The organism is Arthrobacter oryzae, assembly GCF_030812315.1.
Taxonomy (GTDB): domain Bacteria; phylum Actinomycetota; class Actinomycetes; order Actinomycetales; family Micrococcaceae; genus Arthrobacter; species Arthrobacter oryzae_B.
This window is the reverse complement of sequence record NZ_JAUSSM010000001.1, coordinates 625,773-644,082: the sequence shown is the minus strand read 5'-3', so window position 1 is coordinate 644,082 and position 18,310 is coordinate 625,773. Positions and strand designations below refer to the sequence as shown.

The window sequence follows — 18,310 nt, the reverse complement described above, 5'->3', positions numbered from 1 at the left end:
GTGTGTGGACGTGGTTCATCGTCGGACCACGGCAGCATTTTGGTGATTCGAAACAAGCTTACGCCTGATGCGGGTCCCTACAGGGCGGCCACGATTGCGTCGCCGACGGCGCTTGTGCTGCGCTCACTGCCGTCGCGGCCTTCGACGTCTGCGATGACCGCCGCTTCGATCTTTTTCGCGGCGTCGGTGTAACCGAGGTGGTCCAGGAGCAGCGCAGCCGACAGGATGGCAGCGGTGGGATCTGCCTTCTGCTGGCCGGCGATGTCGGGAGCAGAGCCGTGCACGGGCTCGAACATGGACGGAGCGGTGCGCTCCATGTTGATGTTGCCCGAGGCAGCCAGGCCAATGCCTCCGGTGACGGCCGCGGCGAGGTCCGTGATGATGTCGCCAAAAAGGTTGTCGGTGACAATCACGTCGAAGCGCGAAGGGTCGGTCACCATGAAAATCGTCGCTGCGTCGATGTGCAGGTAGTCGTGGGTCACGTCCGGGAATTCCTGCGCCACGGCTTCAACGGTGCGCTTCCACAGGTGGCCCGCGTAGACCAGCACGTTGTGCTTGTGGACGAGCGTAACGTGCTTGCGCGGACGTTCGCTTGCCCGGCGGAACGCATCGCGGACCACCCGCTCCACGCCGTGGGCGGTGTTCAGGGAAACCTCGGTGGCAACCTCATGCTTGGTACCTGCGCGCAGCGTCCCGCCGTTGCCGACGTAGGGTCCCTCGGTGCCTTCACGCACCACAATGAAGTCAATCTCTCCGGGGTTGGCCAGCGGGCTGCCCACACTGCCGAAGAGGCGTGACGGCCTCAGGTTGACGAAGTGGTCCAGGCTGAAGCGCAGCTTGAGAAGCATCTCCCGCTCGATGATGCCCGACGGGATCCGGGTGTCGCCGGGGGCCGCGCCCACTGCGCCGAACAGGATGGCGTCGCGCGTGCGAAGGTCGCTGAGCACCTCGTCCGGGAGGGTCTCGCCCGTCTCCAGCCAGTGCTGGGCTCCCAGCTTGTAGTGCGTCTGGTCCAGGGTGACGCCTTCAGCGGCCACAACCTTCTCCAGTACCTTCAAGGCTTCGGCGATGACCTCAGGGCCGATGCCGTCGCCGGGAATGACAGCAAGATTAATTGTGGATGCGCTCATGTTTTCAGGGTAGCCAAGCCATCCACATGATGGTCAAGTTGTCTCAGTATCCGAACACGTACGTGCTGCCCCGAACTGTGGCCTGAGGACGCAGGCGCCTGTCAGTACACCGGCCCTCTATTGCCCGGCAGCAGGTGAGGCCACCACAGCCACATTCTTCCCCCACGGATCCTCGGTGTAGCAACTGATCAGGACGAGGCGGTTGGGGGCGACCGTCCAGATGGGGCTGTCCTTCAACGTGGCCTTGGTGTACGTGGTGACGGAATCCACCCTGTACTTCATGGAGCCGGTAGCTGTGGTGACCGTCAGTTCATCGCCGGCCGCCGCGGCTGAACTCAAGTGGTTGAAGGGGGCATCCAGCCCTTCCCAGCTGTGGCCGATGACGTATGTCGTGTTTGCGGAACCGGTCCCGGGCGTTCCGAAGGGCGCCAGCCAATAGCCGTCCATCGTCTCCGGCGGGACGATGCTGTGGCTTTCGGCGTCGAGGGAATCGGGAGCCAGGGGATGTACCACCACGTCCATTCCGGCCGCCGGGTACGTGATCCTTTGCGGCGCGGACGCGGCCGGGTACGAGTCGGCCGGCTGTGCCGCGGCCGTGCCGCCGTTGGCCAGTGGCGCGGGCTGCCCGACCGGCACCCGCGCCGCTACCGGTGCCGGGGTTCCCGTCGCGGGCGCCTCTGGCCGATCCAGCGGGTCGGGAAGCTGCCCGGACAGTACTATCGCTGTTGGCTCCCCGGCCGCCGGCGCACCGTGGTCACCGGTCCCCGCCACGCCGTAAACCAGCCAGGCTCCGAGAAGCCCCGCGGCGCACACGGCGAGGACCAGGATGTCCCGATAGCTAAGCAGCAGGCCCCGCATCCGGGCGGCGCGCTTCTGCCGGTTCCGGCGGTGACTAACCATGAAGGGCTCCTGGTGACGCTGAAACTGAAATGCTGAACGGGAGGGCGGGTGCCGTAACTTCACAGCACCCGCCCCTTAGTTGAGTTCCCTAGCCGTTCGCGCCGCTGGAGCGCAGACCGCTCTTCACGAGCACCCAGGCACCTACGGCTGTAAAGAGCCCGGTCAAGGCGGCCAACCAGGTCGGGACTCCAGTGACTGGGCTCCCAACGGCAGTCTGGACGTTGTAGCCCTCATTGCTCGCCGCCGGGACCCCCGTCGCAGCGGCTGCCTGCGGAGCTGCCGTTACCGGCGTGACCGTAGTGGCTGCCAGCGGCGCAGCCGCAGGCGGTGCTGCCGCAGGCGGCGCTGCCGCAGGCGGCGCAGCAGCCGGCGGAACAACCGGGACAGCGGCCGGCGGTACGACTACCGGCTGGTCAACCGTTTCCACCGGGTCAACCGGATCAACCGGATCCACCGGATCAACCGGGTCAACCGGGTCAACCGGATCCACCGGGTCCACCGGATCAACCGGGTCAACCGGGTCAACCGGATCCACCGGGTCCACCGGATCAACCGGGTCAACCGGAACGGTGGGCGCCACGCAGTTGTTAGCCAGCAGGATGAGGTTGGCTGGCGTGAGGTTCTGCCCGTGGGGAATGTCATTTCCCACGTTCACCGGCACAATGTCGCCGGTATCACTGACGTGTGCTGCCAACGCATTGAGGCTGATGGTTTCCAAGAGGTAGGGGTTGGATGCCGAGCCTGTGGCGTGGCAAATGGTGATCTTGTCATTGGGGGCGGCGTTCGCTGCAACCGTGGCACCCATCAGCCCCAGCCCCACCACCCCCAGAGTGGCGATAGTGCGTTTCATTTTCGGTCCCTCCATAGCAAATCCGATTCGAACCGACCAGAATGCGCGGAGTAACCGTCTTGAGACCAGGAACTGCAAAACCTGTGTGAAACCTCAAGGGCGAAATGAATGGTGACGGTTACTCCCCAGAATTCGTCATCAGTTCGCTTGCCTTTTCAGGCTAGGTTTGCGGCCCGGGTTAAACCCGAGTAACAGGTACGCGATTACCCAACCGGCCGCGGGCACCAATTACCTGCTTCCTGAATATATTCACTCGCATGCATAGAGGAAACTACTTGGATGCAGTACCTGCGAGCTGACGAAATTGCCTGTGGGAACCGCTGTCCCGTGGGTAAAAGAACGCTCCCCCACCTGTTGCCACGGGTGAGGGAGCGTTGAGCAGTTTTTCCGCAAGATCTGCGGGAGCGTCCGGCGGGACTACGCTTCGGCTGGTTCCTCGTACTTCGGGAAGATCGGCGCGGGAGCGGGCAGCTCCGTGCCGGGAACCAGCGGCGCGGGGATCGCCCCGAACAGGCGGGCATCGCCGTCGGGCTGGCCGAGTGTCCCCAGCAGCGCGGAAGACGCCGTCGGCATCACCGGCTGAACCAGGATGGCCACGATCCGAAGCACCTCAAGCGTCACGTACAGCACGGTGTTCATGCGCTCGACGTCGGTCTTCCGCAGGACCCAGGGGGCCTGCTCGGCGAAGTACGCGTTGGTGTCGCCCAGGACACCCCAGATCGTTTCCAGGGCACGGCTGAATTCCTGCTTCTCGAACGCGGCCCGGGCGGCATCCAGCAGTCCGTTGGCCTGGGCCAGCAGGGCGGTGTCCTCCGCCGTGAAATCGCCGGGGACCGGCACACGGCCCTCGCAGTTCTTGGCGACCATGGACAGTGAACGCTGTGCCAGGTTTCCGAAGTTGTTGGCGAGGTCCGAGTTCATCCGGCCCACAATCGCTTCGTGGTTGTAGCTGCCGTCGGCGCCGAAGGGAACTTCGCGCAGGAAGAAGAAACGCACCTGATCCAGGCCGTACTGCGCCACGAAGTCCGACGGCGCCACCACGTTGCCCAGGGATTTGGACATCTTGACGCCGTTGTTGTGCAGGAAGCCGTGGATCATGATCCGCTTGGGCAGCTCCAGTCCTGCGCTCATCAGGAATGCGGGCCAGTAGATGGCGTGGAACCGGGAGATGTCCTTGCCGATCACATGGACATCAGCCGGCCAGTACTTCTTGAAGGACTCGGAGTCGACGTCCGGGTAGCCCACGCCGGTGAGGTAATTCGTCAGCGCATCCACCCACACGTACATCACGTGCTTGTCGTTGCCGGGAACCGGCACACCCCAGTCGAACGTCGTGCGGCTGATGGAGAGGTCCTCCAGCCCGCGCTTGACGAAGCTGATGACCTCGTTGAAGCGGGACTGCGGGGCGCCGAATTCCGGATGCGCCTCGTACAGCGCCAGCAGTTTGTCCTGGTAGGCGGAGAGCCGGAAGAAATAGCTTTCCTCGGCCGTCCACGTCAGTTCGGTATCCGTCTCGCGGGAGTAGCGGAGGCCGTCCTCCTTGAGCACGGTCTCGTCCTCGACGTAATACGCTTCGTCGCGGACCGAGTACCAGCCCTCGTACTTCGACAGGTAAATGTCCCCGTTGGCTTCCATCTTCTTCCAGATGGCCTGCGATGCGGCGTAGTGGTCTTCGTCCGTGGTCCGGATGAACCGGTCGAAGGAGATTCCCAGGTCGGCATGGGCAGCCTTGTAGATCCCGGCGTTCCGGTCCACCAGTTCCTTAGGCGTGATGCCTTCCTTTTCAGCAGTCTGCGCAATCTTCATGCCGTGCTCATCGGTGCCGGTCAGGAAGAAGACGTCAAACCCGTCCAGGCGCTTGAAACGGGCCATGGCGTCGGTGGCAATGTACTCGTACGCGTGGCCGATGTGCGGCACACCGTTGGGATACGTGATGGCAGTGGTGATGTAGAACGGGGTTTGGGCTGAAGACGACACTCTGGGAAGTTACCTTTTTTCGGAAGCGGTGGCTGGGCCGGCAGACGGGAAACGCTACCCCTAAATCTAGATCAGTTCGGTCAGGGTATCGCTGAGCCGGACAAGTTCGTGGTCATGTGACGCCACCAGGACAGCAATGCCGTCGGACGTGGTGTCCTTGAGGATGCTGATGATGCGGTTGGCCGACGTGCGGTCCAGGCTCGCGGTGGGTTCGTCCACCACCAGGACCCGGGTTCCCAGGATCAGTGCGCGGGCAATCGCCACGCGCTGACGCTCACCGCCGGAGAGCTGGGCGGGACGGTGCCGCATGCGCCGCCCCAGGCCCACCAGGTCCAGGAGGTCCTTGGCCATGTCGCGGCGCTGGTCCACCTCGCCGTCCGGTACGGCCGGCAGCAGTACGTTCTCGAGGGCGCTCATACCGTCAATCAGGGCGCCGCCCTGGTCGACATAGCCGATCAGTGCGCGGCGACGGTCGGCGATTTCGTCGTCGCCCATGCTCTCGAGGGACTGGCCTTCCCAGAAGACACGGCCCGACGTCGGCAGCGTGAGTCCCGCGCCGACGGTCAGGATGCTGGTCTTGCCGGAGCCGCTTCGGCCGGCGACGCAGTGCATCTCGCCGGCGTGAAGGGTCAGGTCGAAGCCCTCGACGACGTTGACGGCGTCGGCTCCGCCTTTCTGGCCTCCGTAGCGGATCGTGATGTTGCTCAGTTCCAGCGGGGTCCCGTGGTCTGCGGCCTTCAGGATGGTGTTGGCGCGGGTCTGGAGCGAGCCGTCCCCGGCGTCATCCTGGGGAATCCGGTCGAGATTCACGTCGTTGTTCATTGGACCACTTTCGTTGCAATTGGAATCCAGCAAAGTACAGCCACGAGTCCGGCCAGTGCGGCCCAAAGCGCGGCATAGGGTGCGAGCAGCAGGCCGATGCCGAGGGCGCCAACCACGCCGAGCGGCAGGGCCACCGTGCCCACGAGGGCGTTTTCGAACAGCCTGACCTGGCCCAGCATGTCAGGGTTCCAGCCCATCGCTTCGAGGGTACCGAGGTACTGGCGCTTGGCCTGCAGCTCAAAGCGTCCGGTGACGAGGGTCAGGACGAGGCCCACGGCCACTCCGGAGAGGGCCAGGACGATGCTGGGCAGCGCCACGCTGGCCGCGGCGAGTCCGCTCAGGGCGCTCGCGCCGGCGGCGCGCGGAATATCGATCAGCAGGGCGATCAGCCCGCCCACAGCGGCCCCGAAGACACCGACTGCCACAGCGAGTGAGATGGTGTTGAACTTGTTGGTGCTCAGCTGCCGGTTGGCGAACGTGAGCGGGGAATCAACCGCGATCAGCCGCTCATCGTGCTGCGGTTCCTGGTCCACTTCGTCGCGGTGCCGCAGCTGCCTGGCCGCAAAGTAGGCGGCGGCCGCGTAAAGCACCAGGACGGAGGCGGAAACAATGACCGTCGCGATGTTCCAGCTCACCAGGCTCAGGATGGTGCCGGCAATCGCCAGGAGGCTGGCTCCGACGCCGAATTCGGCGAGCACCCAGCTGCGGACCCTCGTCTGGGTCCAGCCCATGGCCCGCAGCGTGCCGGCTTCCAGGCGCCGCTGGCGGATGTAGCTGACCGTGGACGCCCCTGTAAGCAGGGCCGCCCCGATGAGCGTCAGGAACAGCAGCGTCACGTTCGTTCCGGTCAGGGAGCCGGACACGGCATCAGCCGCATCCTGGCGGACCCAGGACTGCGTAACGGTGCCAAGCGCGGATTCCTTGCCGGCGTCATCCTTGGAGTAGCCCGGCACAAAGATGTTGGCGTCTTCACGCGCGGAGCCCGCAACAACCGTGGCTTCCAGGCCCATGTCGCGGATTTCGTCGGCGAGCTGCTCAACCTCGGGTTGCGACTGCTTCCAGCTCCCTGGCGCCTTGGCACGGACACGGACGGCGTCGATGACGGAAGAGTTCTCTTCGTAACCCCGGGCTGCGGCGAGGCCGTAGTAGTCGGTGATGGCGCCGGCGGACTGGCTGACCAGCCCGGTGGCGCTCAGTGAGGGCTTGAGTTCAGTGCCCTCGACTTTGTTCCCCTGCGCGTCCTCGGTCAGGGTAAGCGGTGAAGGGTCGTAGCCGCCCAGGGGCAGCCGGTTGATATCCCCGGCGGCTTCCTGGACCTTGTCGGCGTCGAACGTGCCGTAGACCATGGCGAGCGGAGCGGCGAGCTTGCTGCCCGTCTCCAGGCTTTCGCGGTAGGAGCGCTCGTCCACCGGTTCACGCTGGGTCTGGTCGACCGGCGCGCCGCCGGCAGCCTTCTCCGGGAGCCGGTTGACGGTCACCCACTCCCCCGGTGTGGCGGTCTTGTCAACGGCACCGTTTCCAGCGGTGGAGCCATCGGTGTATTTGGGGGCCGAGGCGAAGTCCGTGGTCCACGTCGCAGGGTTGTAGAGGCCCTGGCTGAAGTTGCCGGTGTTGCCCAGGAGTTGGGAGTAGTCCTGCGACCCTGGCCACGAGAGTGCAAACGGCGACTTGGAGACGAACGGGAGGTAGTCCTTGTCCAGGGAGCGGGTCACGGTTCCCACGTCCTTGACCACGTTTCCGGAATCGTCGATTTCCTCGATCTTGACCGAGTACTTGAGATCCAGGGAGGTGCCGGAGCGGACGATCAGCGGGATGGCCTGGGAATCGGCGGTGAGCTGGCCGTTCCGTTTGGCCTGCTGGTACTGGGTCATCAGCGGAGCCCAGTACTTGAGCTTGACGCCGAGGAAGTCGGGGCCCTCCTCCAGTTCCTCCATGCTGATTCCGGTAGTGAACAGGCTCTCGAAGTGCCGGCCGATCGCTCCGGCGTTGCGGGCGTCTGCCGGCGGCGCCTTTTCAAGCGGTGCCAGGAAGTCACCGGCCGTGCCCAGCAGGGCACGCTCGGACACGGGGTCGACGGCGACGACGGACTCCGTCACCTGCGGCGCCAGCGGAAGCGACACAGAAAGGTTGAAGAGGTTGTGTTCGGAACCGCCGGCGGGAGCCGGGAACTTGATGCCGGTCTCGCCTTCGGCGCCCGCGATGCGGATGCTCTTGCCGCCCGCGGTCTGCTCTTCGATGAGCCTTGCCTTGCCGAGCGAGCCTTCGGCCATGGACTTGAACAGGGTCTGCTCCGACTGGCCGTCCGAGCTGACGGCGCTGGCGGTCATCCGGTATTTCTTCGCCTCGTCGGTGAGGACGGATTCGGCTGCCGGCCACTTGCTGGGATCGGTTCCCCCGGGCTGGCCGGCGGTGGCCGTGCCCACGAGTCCGGCGTTGAATCCCAGGTAGTCCATGGCGTCAAGACGCGGGGATTCCAGGTTCTGCGATACCCGTGACACGAGGCTGATCGGAGCCGCCACGGACGTGCCTGAGAGCTTCCTGATGCCATCCAGCTGGTCGAAGCTGATGCCGCCCTGGCCGTTGGCGATTTCCGGCTGCATCAGCGCTCCGCCGGATCCGGCCTTGGCCTGGACCAGGATGTCATAGAGGCCGCGGGAATTCTCGTCGACTGTTCGGTTGAGCGCCGCTTGCGACTGGCCCTGGACGAGGACGGACAGGCACATTGCGACGATCAAAATGGCCGCGGTCAGCAAAAGCACTCGGCTTCTGATGAACCTCTGGACGGCGTTCATTGGGCTCCCTGAAAGCTGGATTGCGTGTGTGCACACCTCAGTCACACCTGATAAGTGTGAAGGCGTCCCCTGCCGGGCGTGCAAAAAATAATGGCCGGTCTGCCGGCCGGATCCGAAAATCGGACCCAGCCATTGTACGCAGACCGGCCAATCATATGTGGCAGAAGTTAACCTCTGTCACAGGATGTTCACCGAATAGGCGGGAGGTCAGTCTTCGAGATCGACTTCGCGCACCATTTCGGCACCGATACCGGCCTTGATTGCGTCAAGGACCTGCTGCGGCACCGAGCTGTCGATGGTCAGGAGTGCCAGGACCTGGCCGCCCTCTGCCTGGCGCGCAACCTGCATGCCGGCGATGTTGATGTTGTTCATGCCCAGGATGTGCCCGATGGTGCCGATCACGCCGGGGCGGTCGGCGTAGGCCACCACCACCAGGTGCTCGCTGATGGGGATCTCCACCTCGTAGCCGTTGACGCCCACAAGCTTCTGGATCTGCTTGGGACCGGTCAGGGTTCCGGCCACGGAGATCTGGCTGCCGTCGCTCAGGGCGCCGCGCAGGGTCAGGACGTTGCGGTACGACTCGGTGTCCGGCGTCGTGATCAGGCGGACGTTGATGCCGCGCTGCTCGGCAATGACCGGGGCGTTGACGTAGGAGACCTGTTCGGTCACGACGTCGGCGAAAATGCCCTTGAGCGCGGCCAGTTCCAGCACCTTGACGTCCAGGGAGGAAATCTCGCCGGCAACTTCGACGTCGAACTGGGTCAGGGATGCGTGGGTCAGTGCCGTGAAGATGCGGCCCAGCTTCTCGATCAGCGGAATGCCCGGGCGGACGTCCGGAGCGATAACGCCGCCGGCAACGTTCACTGCATCGGGCACCAGTTCCCCGGCCAGTGCCAGTCGGACGGACTTGGCCACGGAGACGCCGGCCTTTTCCTGGGCTTCATCGGTGGATGCGCCCAGGTGCGGGGTCACCACAACGTTGTCCATCTCGAAGAACGGCAGGTCCGTGCTGGGTTCCTTGACGAAGACGTCAACGCCGGCTCCGGCGATCTCGCCGTCCTTCAGGGCAGCGTGGAGTGCTTCCTCGTCCACCAGGCCACCGCGGGCGACGTTGATGACGTAGGCGGTCCGCTTCATCTTCTTAAACGCCTCGGCGCCGAGCATGCCCACCGTTTCCGGTGTCTTGGGCATGTGGATGGTGATGAAGTCCGACTGTGCCAGCAGTTCATCCAGGGTCACCAGCTGCACGCCGAGCTGGGCTGCGCGTGCGGAGGTGATGTAGGGGTCGTACGCCAGGATCTTGGTGTCGAAGCCCTTCAGGCGGGCTGCCACGAGGGCGCCGATCCGGCCAAGGCCGATGATGCCGATCTTCTTCTCGTAAAGTTCGATGCCCGTGTACTTGGAGCGCTTCCACTCGCCGTCCTTCAGCGCGGCGCTGGCCTGCGGGATGTGGCGGGCGAGGCTCAGGATGTGGCCCACCGTGAGTTCTGCGGCCGAGACGATGTTCGACGTCGGTGCGTTGACTACCATGACACCGGCCTGCGTGGCGGCCTTGATGTCGACGTTGTCCAGGCCGACGCCGGCGCGGGCGATGACCTTGAGATTCTTGGCAGCGGCGATGGCCTCGGCATCCACCTGGGTGGCAGAGCGGACCAGGATGGCGTCAACATCCGCGATGGCTGCGAGCAGCTGGGAACGGTCGGCGCCGTCGGTCTGGCGGATTTCAAAGTCCGGGCCGAGGGCCTCGACTGTGGCGGGGGAAAGTTCTTCGGCGAGCAGTACTACGGGTTTTGACACGGCTGATCCTCTGCGTTGCAGTCCGGGGGATAAATCAAGTCTAGGCTGACGGAAAGGCCGGGCTCACATTGTTAAGTGTGAACCCGGCCTCACTGTTGTCTTCTGCCTGGCGGCTGAATGCCGGGCTTAGCGGGCTGCCGAGCCCTCTACGTAGTCCTCGTCCTGCTGCTGCCAGGAGAACAAACCGCGCAGTTCGCGGCCGACGCTCTCGATGGGGTGCTGCTCTGCCTTGGCACGCAGCGCCTTGAACTCGGCGCCGCCGTTGTCCTGGTCTTCAATGAAGCGCTTGGCGAACGCGCCGTTCTGGATGTCGGCGAGGACAGCCTTCATGTTTTCCTTCACCTCGGGGGTGATGACGCGCGGGCCGGAGACGTAGTCGCCGTACTCTGCAGTGTCGGAAACGCTCCAGCGCTGCTTGGCGATGCCGCCTTCCCACATCAGGTCAACGATGAGCTTGAGCTCGTGCAGCACCTCGAAGTAGGCAATCTGCGGCTGGTAGCCGGCCTCGGTCAGGGTCTCGAAGCCGTACTGGACCAGCTGGGAGACACCGCCGCACAGGACAGCCTGCTCGCCGAAGAGGTCGGTTTCGGTCTCTTCGGTGAAGGTGGTCTTGATGACGCCGGCGCGGGTGCCGCCGATGGCCTTGGCGTAGGACTTGGCCAGCTCCCAGGCGGAACCGGTGGCGTCCTGCTCGACGGCGATGATGTCGGGGATGCCGCGGCCGGCTTCGAACTCGCGGCGCACGGTGTGGCCGGGGGCCTTCGGGGCGACCAGGATGACGTCAACGCCTTCCGGTGCCTCGATGTAGCCGAAGCGGATGTTGAAGCCGTGGGCGAACGCCAGGGCCTTGCCGGGGGTCAGCTTGTCCTTGATGGACTCGTTGAAGATCGAGCGCTGGTGCTGGTCCGGCGCAAGGATCATGATGACGTCGGCCCATTCGGCGGCGTCGGCAACGTTCTTGACCGTGAAGCCTGCGTCCTGTGCCTTCGCGGTGGAGGGCGAGCCTTCCTTGAGGGCGATGACAACCTCGACGCCAGAATCGCGCAGGTTCAGCGCGTGGGCGTGGCCCTGGGAGCCGTAGCCCACAATGGCAACCTTGCGGCCCTGGATGATCGACAGGTCTGCGTCGTCGTCGTAGAACATTTCAGTCACTTGCGTAACTCCTTTTGAGTGGATTCTCTGGGGTAAATAGTCTGTGTTGTTGCGGTACTGCACGGGCTTTGTGCTGCGAACTAAGCGCTGCGCAAGGCCCTGTCACTCATGGAGCGGGATCCCCGTCCAACGGCCAAGGTGCCGGACTGCACAATTTCGCGGATGCCGAAGGGCTCGAGCACTGACAGCAGTGCGGTGAGCTTTTCGGGGTGGCCGGTTGCTTCAATGACCACGGAGTCTGTGGAGACGTCGACCACTGAAGCACGGAACAGGTCTGCAGCCTGGGTCACCTGCAGACGAGTTGCGGCATCCGCACGTACCTTGACCAGGATGTGGTCTCGCTGTACGGAAGATTCTGAGGTGAGTTCAACAATCTTGATCACATTGACCAGCTTGTTCAACTGCTTGGTGACCTGTTCGATCAGGTCACCGTCGGCGTCGACGACGACGGTCATCCGGGACATGCCCGGGACTTCCGTCGGGCCGACGGCCAGGGAATTGATGTTGAAGGCCCGGCGCGCGAAGAGGCTCGCTACGCGGGTCAGCACACCGGGTTTGTCTTCGACCAGAACGGACAGCGTGTGGCGGCTCATGATCAGTCCTCCTCTTCCCATTCCGGGGTCATGTTGCGGGCGACCTGGATCTGGTCGTTGCTCACTCCGGCGGGCACCATCGGCCACACCATGGAGTCGGGGCTCACCACGAAGTCGATGACCACGGGGCGGTCATTGATCTCAAGGGCCTTCTGGATGGTGGCGTCGATATCCTCATCTCGCTCGCACCGGAACGACGCGCAGCCGTAGGCCTCCCCCAGTTTCACGAAGTCCGGAATCCGGACCGTTTCGTGTCCGGTGTTCAGGTCGGTGTTCGAGTAGCGGCCCTCGTAGAAGAGGGTCTGCCACTGGCGCACCATTCCCAGCGAGGAGTTGTTGATGACGGCAACCTTGATGGGGATCTTGTTGATGGCGCAGGTGGCCAGTTCCTGGTTGGTCATCTGGAAGCAGCCGTCACCGTCGATGGCCCAGACCACACGGTCGGGTTCGCCCACCTTGGCGCCCATGGCCGCGGGGACCGCGTAGCCCATGGTGCCGGCTCCGCCGGAGTTCAGCCAGGCGTGGGGGCGTTCGTACTTGATGAACTGCGCCGCCCACATCTGGTGCTGGCCAACGCCTGCCACGTAGATACCTTCGGGACCCGTCAGCGCGCCGATGCGCTCAATGACGCGCTGGGGCGCACTGAGGCCGTCCTCCGGCTCGGTCCAGCCCAGCGGATAGGTTTCCTTCAGGTTGTTCAGGAACGTCCACCAGTTGTCCAGGTCCGGCTTGCCGGCGACCTCGAACTGTGTCTTCACGGCTTCGGTGAGTTCCGGAATGATCTCCTTGACGGATCCCACGATCGGAACGTCAGCCGTGCGGTTTTTGGAGATCTCGGCCGGATCGATGTCCGCGTGGATCACCTTCGCGTTGGGCGCGAACGTCTTCAGGACGCCGGTCACCCGGTCATCAAAACGGGCGCCCAGCGTGATGAGCAAGTCAGACTGCTGCAGCGCGGTCACAGCGGAGACCGTGCCGTGCATGCCCGGCATGCCGACGTGCTGCGGGTGCGAGTCAGGGAACACACCGCGGGCCATCAGGGTGGTGACCACGGGCGCGCCGGTGATTTCCGCGAGTTCCCGCAGTTCCGCCGAAGCATGCGCCTTCACCACGCCGCCGCCGACGTACAGCACGGGCTTGCTGGCCGCCGCAATCAGCTTCGCTGCTTCGCGAACCTGCTTGTTATGGCCGCGGACCACCGGGCGGTAGCCGGGAAGGTCGATCTTCGGCGGCCAGGAGAAGGTCATCTGGCCCTGCTGCGCATCCTTGGCGACATCCACCAGCACCGGACCGGGACGGCCCGTGGAAGCAAGGTGGAAGGCCTCGGCCATGACATGCGGGATGTCGTTGGGGTCGGTCACCAGGAAGGAGTGCTTGGTGATCGGCATGGTGATGCCGACGATGTCCGCTTCCTGGAATGCGTCCGTCCCAATGACTCCACTGGACACTTGGCCGGTGATGGCCACCAGCGGTACGGAGTCCATGTGCGCATCCATGATGGCGGTAACGAGGTTGGTGGCTCCGGGGCCCGAGGTGGCAATACAGACGCCCACCCGCCCGGTAACCATGGCGTAGCCTTGCGCGGCGTGGCCGGCTCCCTGTTCGTGACGGACCAGGACGTGATTCATCCTGGAAGCCATCAAGGGGTCATAGGTGGGCAGGATCGCGCCACCGGGCAAACCAAAAATATCGTCCACGCCGAGTTCTTCGAGCGAGCGGACAATAGCTTGTGAACCGGTCATCACCGTCGGGGGTACGACGTTGTTCGGTCCAAGGACAGGAGAGACAGCAGCAGCGTGCTCGACGCCGGCATCGGCCGTGCGGTCGGCGCGTTCCGGAGCCTTGGAGGCTCCAGCGGACTTTGTAGCCATCAGCGAGGGGCTGATCGGCGATCCTTTGCTCATCGGACTCTTCCTTTGTGGATCTTCATTAGCGGGTGGTTCTCATGGCGGATTCAATTACTGCAGCAAATAAAAAAACCCCTCAGCCTGGCGGCTCTTCGAGGGGTTGCGCGTGACGGTTCGTTACCAGTCGGGCTATTTAGCCACGCGCTTGGTAAGGACGACGACTGCATCTGCAGCGGCGTAGCTAGTAACGAATGCGATCATGCGTTCAGTTTTCCCTCTGGTGAGATGCGTGTCAACGACGACGGCGCGCATCTCACCATATGGACTCCATTGTCCATCTATTGGCAGCCTCCCCCAACTGACTCGCAGTTAACGCACCCAAAAGGGTTTTTGACGACGTTATCTGCCAGTCAGTTGGGGTCAGCCCACCGCGCCCGTGAGCTAGCCGCAGTATGCGCCCGTGGAGGCGCTGTGCACCAGCTTGGCGTACTTGGCGAGCACGCCCTTCGTGAACTTGGCCGGCAGCGGTTCCCAGCCGATCTTGCGGGACTCGAGTTCGGCGTCGTCCACCAGCAGGTCGAAGCTGCGGGCGGCGATGTCCACGCGGATCCGGTCGCCGTCCTTGACGAAGGCGATGGGGCCGCCGTCGACCGCTTCCGGCGCAACGTGGCCGATGCACAGTCCGGTGGTTCCGCCGGAGAAGCGGCCGTCGGTCAGCAGCAGCACGTCCTTGCCCAGGCCGGCGCCCTTGATGGCACCGGTGATGGCGAGCATTTCGCGCATGCCCGGACCGCCCTTGGGGCCCTCGTAGCGGATGACCACAACATCGCCCTTGTTGATCTGTCCGTTATCCAGTGCATCCAGGGCGCCCTGCTCGCGCTCGAAGACACGGGCTGTACCTTCAAAGACATCGGCGTCGAAGCCGGCGCTCTTCACGACGGCTCCTTCCGGTGCCATGGAACCGTGCAGGATGGTAATGCCGCCGGTCTTGTGGATCGGGTTGTCCAGGGCGCGCAGGATCTTGCCGTCGAGGTCCGGCGGGTTGATGGACGCGAGGTTCTCGGCAAGGGTCTTGCCGGTAACGGTGAGGCAGTCGCCGTGCAGCAGGCCGGCGTCGAGCAGTGCCTTCATGATGACCGGCACGCCGCCGATCTTGTCCACGTCCGTCATGACGTAGCGGCCGAAGGGCTTGAGGTCGCCCAGGTGCGGGATCTTGTCGCCAATGCGGTTGAAGTCGTCGAGCGTCAGTTCGACCTCGGCTTCGCGGGCAATGGCCAGCAGGTGCAGGACAGCGTTGGTGGAGCCGCCGAATGCCATAGTCACGGCGATGGCGTTCTCGAACGCCTTCTTGGTCATGATGTCGCGGGCAGTGATGCCGAGGCGGAGCAGGTTGACCACCGCTTCGCCGGACTTGCGGGCGAACTCATCACGACGGCGGTCTGCCGAGGGCGGGGCGGCGGAGCCCGGCAGGGACATGCCCAGGGCTTCGCCGATGCAGGCCATGGTGTTGGCCGTGTACATGCCGCCGCAGGCGCCTTCGCCGGGGCAAATGGCCTTTTCGATGCGTTCCAGGTCCCCGAGGCTCATCTTGCCGGCGGCGCAGGCACCCACGGCTTCGAAGGCATCGATGAGGGTGACTTCCTTTTCGGAACCGTCCTCAAGCTTGACCCAGCCGGGCATGATGGAGCCGGCGTAGAGGAACACGCTGGCGAGGTCCAGGCGCGCGGCTGCCATCAGCATTCCCGGCAGGGACTTGTCGCAGCCGGCCAGGAGCACGGAGCCGTCAATGCGCTCAGCCTGCATCACGGTTTCCACGGAGTCGGCAATGACCTCGCGGGAGACCAGGGAGAAGTGCATGCCTTCGTGGCCCATGGAAATACCGTCGGAAACGGAGATGGTTCCGAACTGCATGGGGAAGCCGCCGCCGGCGTGGACGCCTTCCTTGGCGCCCTGGGCCAACCGGTTTAGGGACAGGTTGCACGGAGTGATCTCGTTCCAGGAACTGGCCACGCCAATCTGGGGCTTCGCAAAGTCGTCGTCGCCCATGCCGACCGCCCGGAACATTCCACGCGCTGGCGCGGCGTGGATTCCATCGGTTACGACCCGGCTGCGGGGCTTGATGTCCGGCTTGTTTTCTGCTGCGGTTTGGGTGTCCTCACTCATGGGTCAAAGTCTATGGCTCAGATAAGGGCGCCAACGACCCGGAAGGGAGGGTTAAGCCGAAAACCGGGAATATTTCGATCAAATAGTGGACTCTCGTCTCAAATTATGAGATCGCCAGTCGGGGAGCCGCTCCGGATGTGTCACGCGTCACTCAGGCTGGCGGCATTGATGGACGCAGCTTCCGCCTCCAGCATGGCCAGGACCTGCTGGATGGTGGTCCTCGCCGCAACATCCGGGCGCGCCAGCGCCACGATGCTGCGGCGGGCAGTAACTCCGAGCAACGGACGCAGCACAAAGCCGCGCTCCTGGTTCCTCAGGGCCGTGTACCGGGGCAGCAGGCTCAGCCCATGACCGGCGCTGACAAGCGCCTCCAACACCCGAAGATCCGGAAACAGTTGGGCGCGCAACGCCGGAGCCCCGGCCTGGACCTCGATCTGGCGCAGCACCGTGTCGAACGGAAAGCCCTCCGGCACGCCCATCCAGGGGAACCCCACCACATCGCCAGCCGTCAGCGAGGGCTTTGCCGCCAGGACATGCCCGGCCGGCATGGCCACGTCCAGCGGCTCGTTCAGCAGCGGAACCACCACCAGCCCCTGCCGGGCGAAAACATCCGGACCGTCAACGCTGTGGGCAAGCACGACGTCGTAATCAGCGGCCAGGGCAGTAAACCCGGCGACGCCCGGGTCCTCGAAGCGGGCCTCGAACCGAAGGCCCTCCACTGCCTTGACGCGGTGCAGAAGGCCCGGGAGGAACATCTCAGCTGCGCTCGGAAAGAAGGCCGCCTTGACGTGCGTCTGCCAGCCCTGCCGGTAGGTGTCGATGGTTGCTTCAGCGCGGGCCATGGCGGTGGAAACGTCCGCCGCAGCCGCCGCCATGGCCCGGCCCGCCTCGGTGAGCCGCACTCCCCTGCCGGATTTTTCGACCAGGACAACACCGAGTTCGTCCTGGAGTGTCTTGAGCTGCTGGGAGACGGCGGACGGCGTTACGTCCATCGCCTCGGCAGTGGCGCCCACGGTGCCCCGGTCCGAAAGTTCACGGAGAATCCGGAGCCGTTTCAAATCCATGAGGCGAGGCTACAGGACGGGCGCGATTCCCCCATGTAAGCCTTTACAGCCGTAATCACACCGACGTAACGTCAAGCAACGGCAACCTTGCCTTGTGGACAGAAGGGCTCTGCTATGGACTGGATTATTTGGGTCATCGTCATCGTAGTCATCGTCGGGGTCATCTGGTGGCTCCTGAACCGCAATAGTTCAGGGAATACCACTGGCGCACCGACGTCCTCCGATTCCGGTGTGTCCGCTCCAAGGGCAGAGCAGGCCGGCACCGGCAGGCCCGCAGGAGCCGCACCGGCCGGCGGTGGCGCGGCAGTGTCGGCGGAGGCAGCCGCCACGGCCGGAATGGCAAGTGCCGCAGGGTTTGGGTCTCCTGCCGGACCTGCAGCGCCCGCGACGGCGGATGCCGCGTCCGGGGCAGCGGCATCCACATCCGCCAGCCCGGCGCCAACGAGTTCCGCGCCGGCAGGCGGGGACGTGGATGACTGGGACGAAGACGCAACAGCGGCCCAGGAGGCGCCTACTGCAGAAACCCGCCGCACGGCGGCACAGGACGCCGCCGAAACGGACCGCGCTGCTGTGGCCGACAAGGCCGAGTGGGAAGCGCAGTGGTCCGAGGCTGCCAGCACTCCGCACGCGGTCCAAACGCACCCGAAGGACACGGCAGCCAAGGAACCTGCCGCCCGGGAGACTCCGGCCGACGGAGGCAAGCAGGCGCCAGTCCACCCTGAGTACGTCCACCACCCTGAGTACACCGAACCACATGCCCCCACCCTTCCCGGCGCCGAATCCGCAGCGGCGGAGGATGCTGCGGCAGAGGAAGCCGCGGCCGAAGGCGTCGCGGCCGAAGGCGAAGCGCAACGGCCGCCCGTCGTCGGAGCCGGACCGGCCGCCGGGACCCACACGGGCGTCCTCTCCGAGGGAGATGCTGAAACGCTGCAGGCGGCCGCGTCTTCGGCGGCCACGGAAGCGGCTGCAAGCCACACTGCAGAACCCGCCGGACACCTCGCAGCCGACAAGCCCTACGGCGAAGGATCCGCAGCCCCCGGCCCGGACGGAAACGGGCCGGAAGGCTACACGGTCAAAGGCAATGCACAGTCGATGATCTACCACGATGAAACCAGCCCGGACTACGAGGAAACCACCGCAGAGGTCTGGTTCGAGTCGGCCGCCCACGCGGAAGCGGCAGGCTTCCGGGCTCCGCGTCGGAGTCGGCACTAGGCCCGGCAGTC

At 64.7% G+C, this 18,310-nt stretch carries 13 protein-coding genes; 1 reads left to right on the top strand and 12 read right to left on the bottom strand.

What is annotated here, in order from left to right; genetic code table 11:
- Window positions 1-77: 77 nt before the first annotated feature.
- The 12 genes from J2S97_RS02985 to J2S97_RS02930 all read right to left on the bottom strand — a co-directional run bounded on the left by J2S97_RS02985 (window position 78) and on the right by J2S97_RS02930 (window position 17,087).
- Window positions 78-1,130 (bottom strand): 3-isopropylmalate dehydrogenase, encoded by a 1,053-nt coding sequence (locus J2S97_RS02985; RefSeq protein WP_307046404.1) that lies wholly within the window; start codon window positions 1,128-1,130, stop codon window positions 78-80.
- A 117-nt stretch (window positions 1,131-1,247) separates the two neighbouring features.
- Window positions 1,248-2,030: a class F sortase gene (locus J2S97_RS02980; protein ID WP_307046402.1), complete on the bottom strand. Its 783-nt coding sequence runs from the start codon at window positions 2,028-2,030 to the stop codon at window positions 1,248-1,250.
- An 88-nt stretch (window positions 2,031-2,118) separates the two neighbouring features.
- Window positions 2,119-2,880 (bottom strand): hypothetical protein, encoded by a 762-nt coding sequence (locus J2S97_RS02975; RefSeq protein WP_307046400.1) that lies wholly within the window; start codon window positions 2,878-2,880, stop codon window positions 2,119-2,121.
- A gap of 417 nt (window positions 2,881-3,297) precedes the next feature.
- Window positions 3,298-4,857: a methionine--tRNA ligase gene (gene metG / locus J2S97_RS02970; RefSeq protein ID WP_307046398.1), complete on the bottom strand. Its 1,560-nt coding sequence runs from the start codon at window positions 4,855-4,857 to the stop codon at window positions 3,298-3,300.
- A 66-nt stretch (window positions 4,858-4,923) separates the two neighbouring features.
- Entirely contained in the window at window positions 4,924-5,679 is a 756-nt protein-coding gene (locus J2S97_RS02965; protein WP_104175371.1) for an ABC transporter ATP-binding protein, read from the bottom strand.
- Complete coding sequence (locus J2S97_RS02960) at window positions 5,676-8,471, bottom strand: ABC transporter permease (protein ID WP_307046396.1); 2,796 nt, start codon at window positions 8,469-8,471, stop codon at window positions 5,676-5,678. Before J2S97_RS02960 ends, J2S97_RS02965 begins: the two co-directional genes overlap by 4 nt.
- 207 nt (window positions 8,472-8,678) lie before the next feature.
- The gene (serA, locus tag J2S97_RS02955) at window positions 8,679-10,268 is read right to left on the bottom strand and encodes a phosphoglycerate dehydrogenase (protein ID WP_307046395.1); all 1,590 of its coding nucleotides are present in this window, start codon (window positions 10,266-10,268) and stop codon (window positions 8,679-8,681) included.
- A gap of 126 nt (window positions 10,269-10,394) precedes the next feature.
- Window positions 10,395-11,420 carry a ketol-acid reductoisomerase gene (gene ilvC / locus J2S97_RS02950; protein ID WP_307046394.1) on the bottom strand — a complete coding sequence of 342 codons (1,026 nt, stop codon included), beginning with the start codon at window positions 11,418-11,420 and terminating at the stop codon, window positions 10,395-10,397.
- Window positions 11,421-11,500: 80 nt separating this feature from the next.
- On the bottom strand, window positions 11,501-12,013 hold the full coding sequence (gene ilvN / locus J2S97_RS02945) for an acetolactate synthase small subunit (RefSeq protein WP_055796055.1): 513 nt from the start codon (window positions 12,011-12,013) through the stop codon (window positions 11,501-11,503).
- Window positions 12,014-12,015: 2 nt separating this feature from the next.
- The gene (locus J2S97_RS02940; protein ID WP_307046392.1) at window positions 12,016-13,917 is read right to left on the bottom strand and encodes an acetolactate synthase large subunit; all 1,902 of its coding nucleotides are present in this window, start codon (window positions 13,915-13,917) and stop codon (window positions 12,016-12,018) included.
- A gap of 384 nt (window positions 13,918-14,301) precedes the next feature.
- Window positions 14,302-16,023 (bottom strand): dihydroxy-acid dehydratase, encoded by a 1,722-nt coding sequence (gene ilvD / locus J2S97_RS02935; RefSeq protein WP_307046390.1) that lies wholly within the window; start codon window positions 16,021-16,023, stop codon window positions 14,302-14,304.
- 140 nt (window positions 16,024-16,163) lie between these two features.
- Window positions 16,164-17,087: a LysR family transcriptional regulator gene (locus tag J2S97_RS02930; protein WP_307046388.1), complete on the bottom strand. Its 924-nt coding sequence runs from the start codon at window positions 17,085-17,087 to the stop codon at window positions 16,164-16,166.
- A 114-nt stretch (window positions 17,088-17,201) separates the two neighbouring features.
- Between J2S97_RS02930 and J2S97_RS02925 the strand changes: the two genes are divergently transcribed.
- The gene (locus J2S97_RS02925; RefSeq protein ID WP_307046386.1) at window positions 17,202-18,299 is read left to right on the top strand and encodes a sunset domain-containing protein; all 1,098 of its coding nucleotides are present in this window, start codon (window positions 17,202-17,204) and stop codon (window positions 18,297-18,299) included.
- Window positions 18,300-18,310: the final 11 nt, after the last annotated feature.

What these genes read in the sequence shown, in the direction of transcription:
- J2S97_RS02965 (WP_104175371.1), bottom strand. Translation starts at nt 5,679, where the DNA reads ATGAACAACGACGTGAATCTCGACCGGATTCCCCAGGATGACGCCGGG.
- J2S97_RS02960 (WP_307046396.1), bottom strand. Translation starts at nt 8,471, where the DNA reads ATGAACGCCGTCCAGAGGTTCATCAGAAGCCGAGTGCTTTTGCTGACC.
- J2S97_RS02985 (WP_307046404.1), bottom strand. Translation starts at nt 1,130, where the DNA reads ATGAGCGCATCCACAATTAATCTTGCTGTCATTCCCGGCGACGGCATC.
- J2S97_RS02930 (WP_307046388.1), bottom strand. Translation starts at nt 17,087, where the DNA reads ATGGATTTGAAACGGCTCCGGATTCTCCGTGAACTTTCGGACCGGGGC.
- J2S97_RS02925 (WP_307046386.1), top strand. Translation starts at nt 17,202, where the DNA reads ATGGACTGGATTATTTGGGTCATCGTCATCGTAGTCATCGTCGGGGTC.
- J2S97_RS02975 (WP_307046400.1), bottom strand. Translation starts at nt 2,880, where the DNA reads ATGAAACGCACTATCGCCACTCTGGGGGTGGTGGGGCTGGGGCTGATG.
- J2S97_RS02980 (WP_307046402.1), bottom strand. Translation starts at nt 2,030, where the DNA reads ATGGTTAGTCACCGCCGGAACCGGCAGAAGCGCGCCGCCCGGATGCGG.
- ilvD (WP_307046390.1), bottom strand. Translation starts at nt 16,023, where the DNA reads ATGAGTGAGGACACCCAAACCGCAGCAGAAAACAAGCCGGACATCAAG.
- ilvN (WP_055796055.1), bottom strand. Translation starts at nt 12,013, where the DNA reads ATGAGCCGCCACACGCTGTCCGTTCTGGTCGAAGACAAACCCGGTGTG.
- J2S97_RS02940 (WP_307046392.1), bottom strand. Translation starts at nt 13,917, where the DNA reads ATGAGCAAAGGATCGCCGATCAGCCCCTCGCTGATGGCTACAAAGTCC.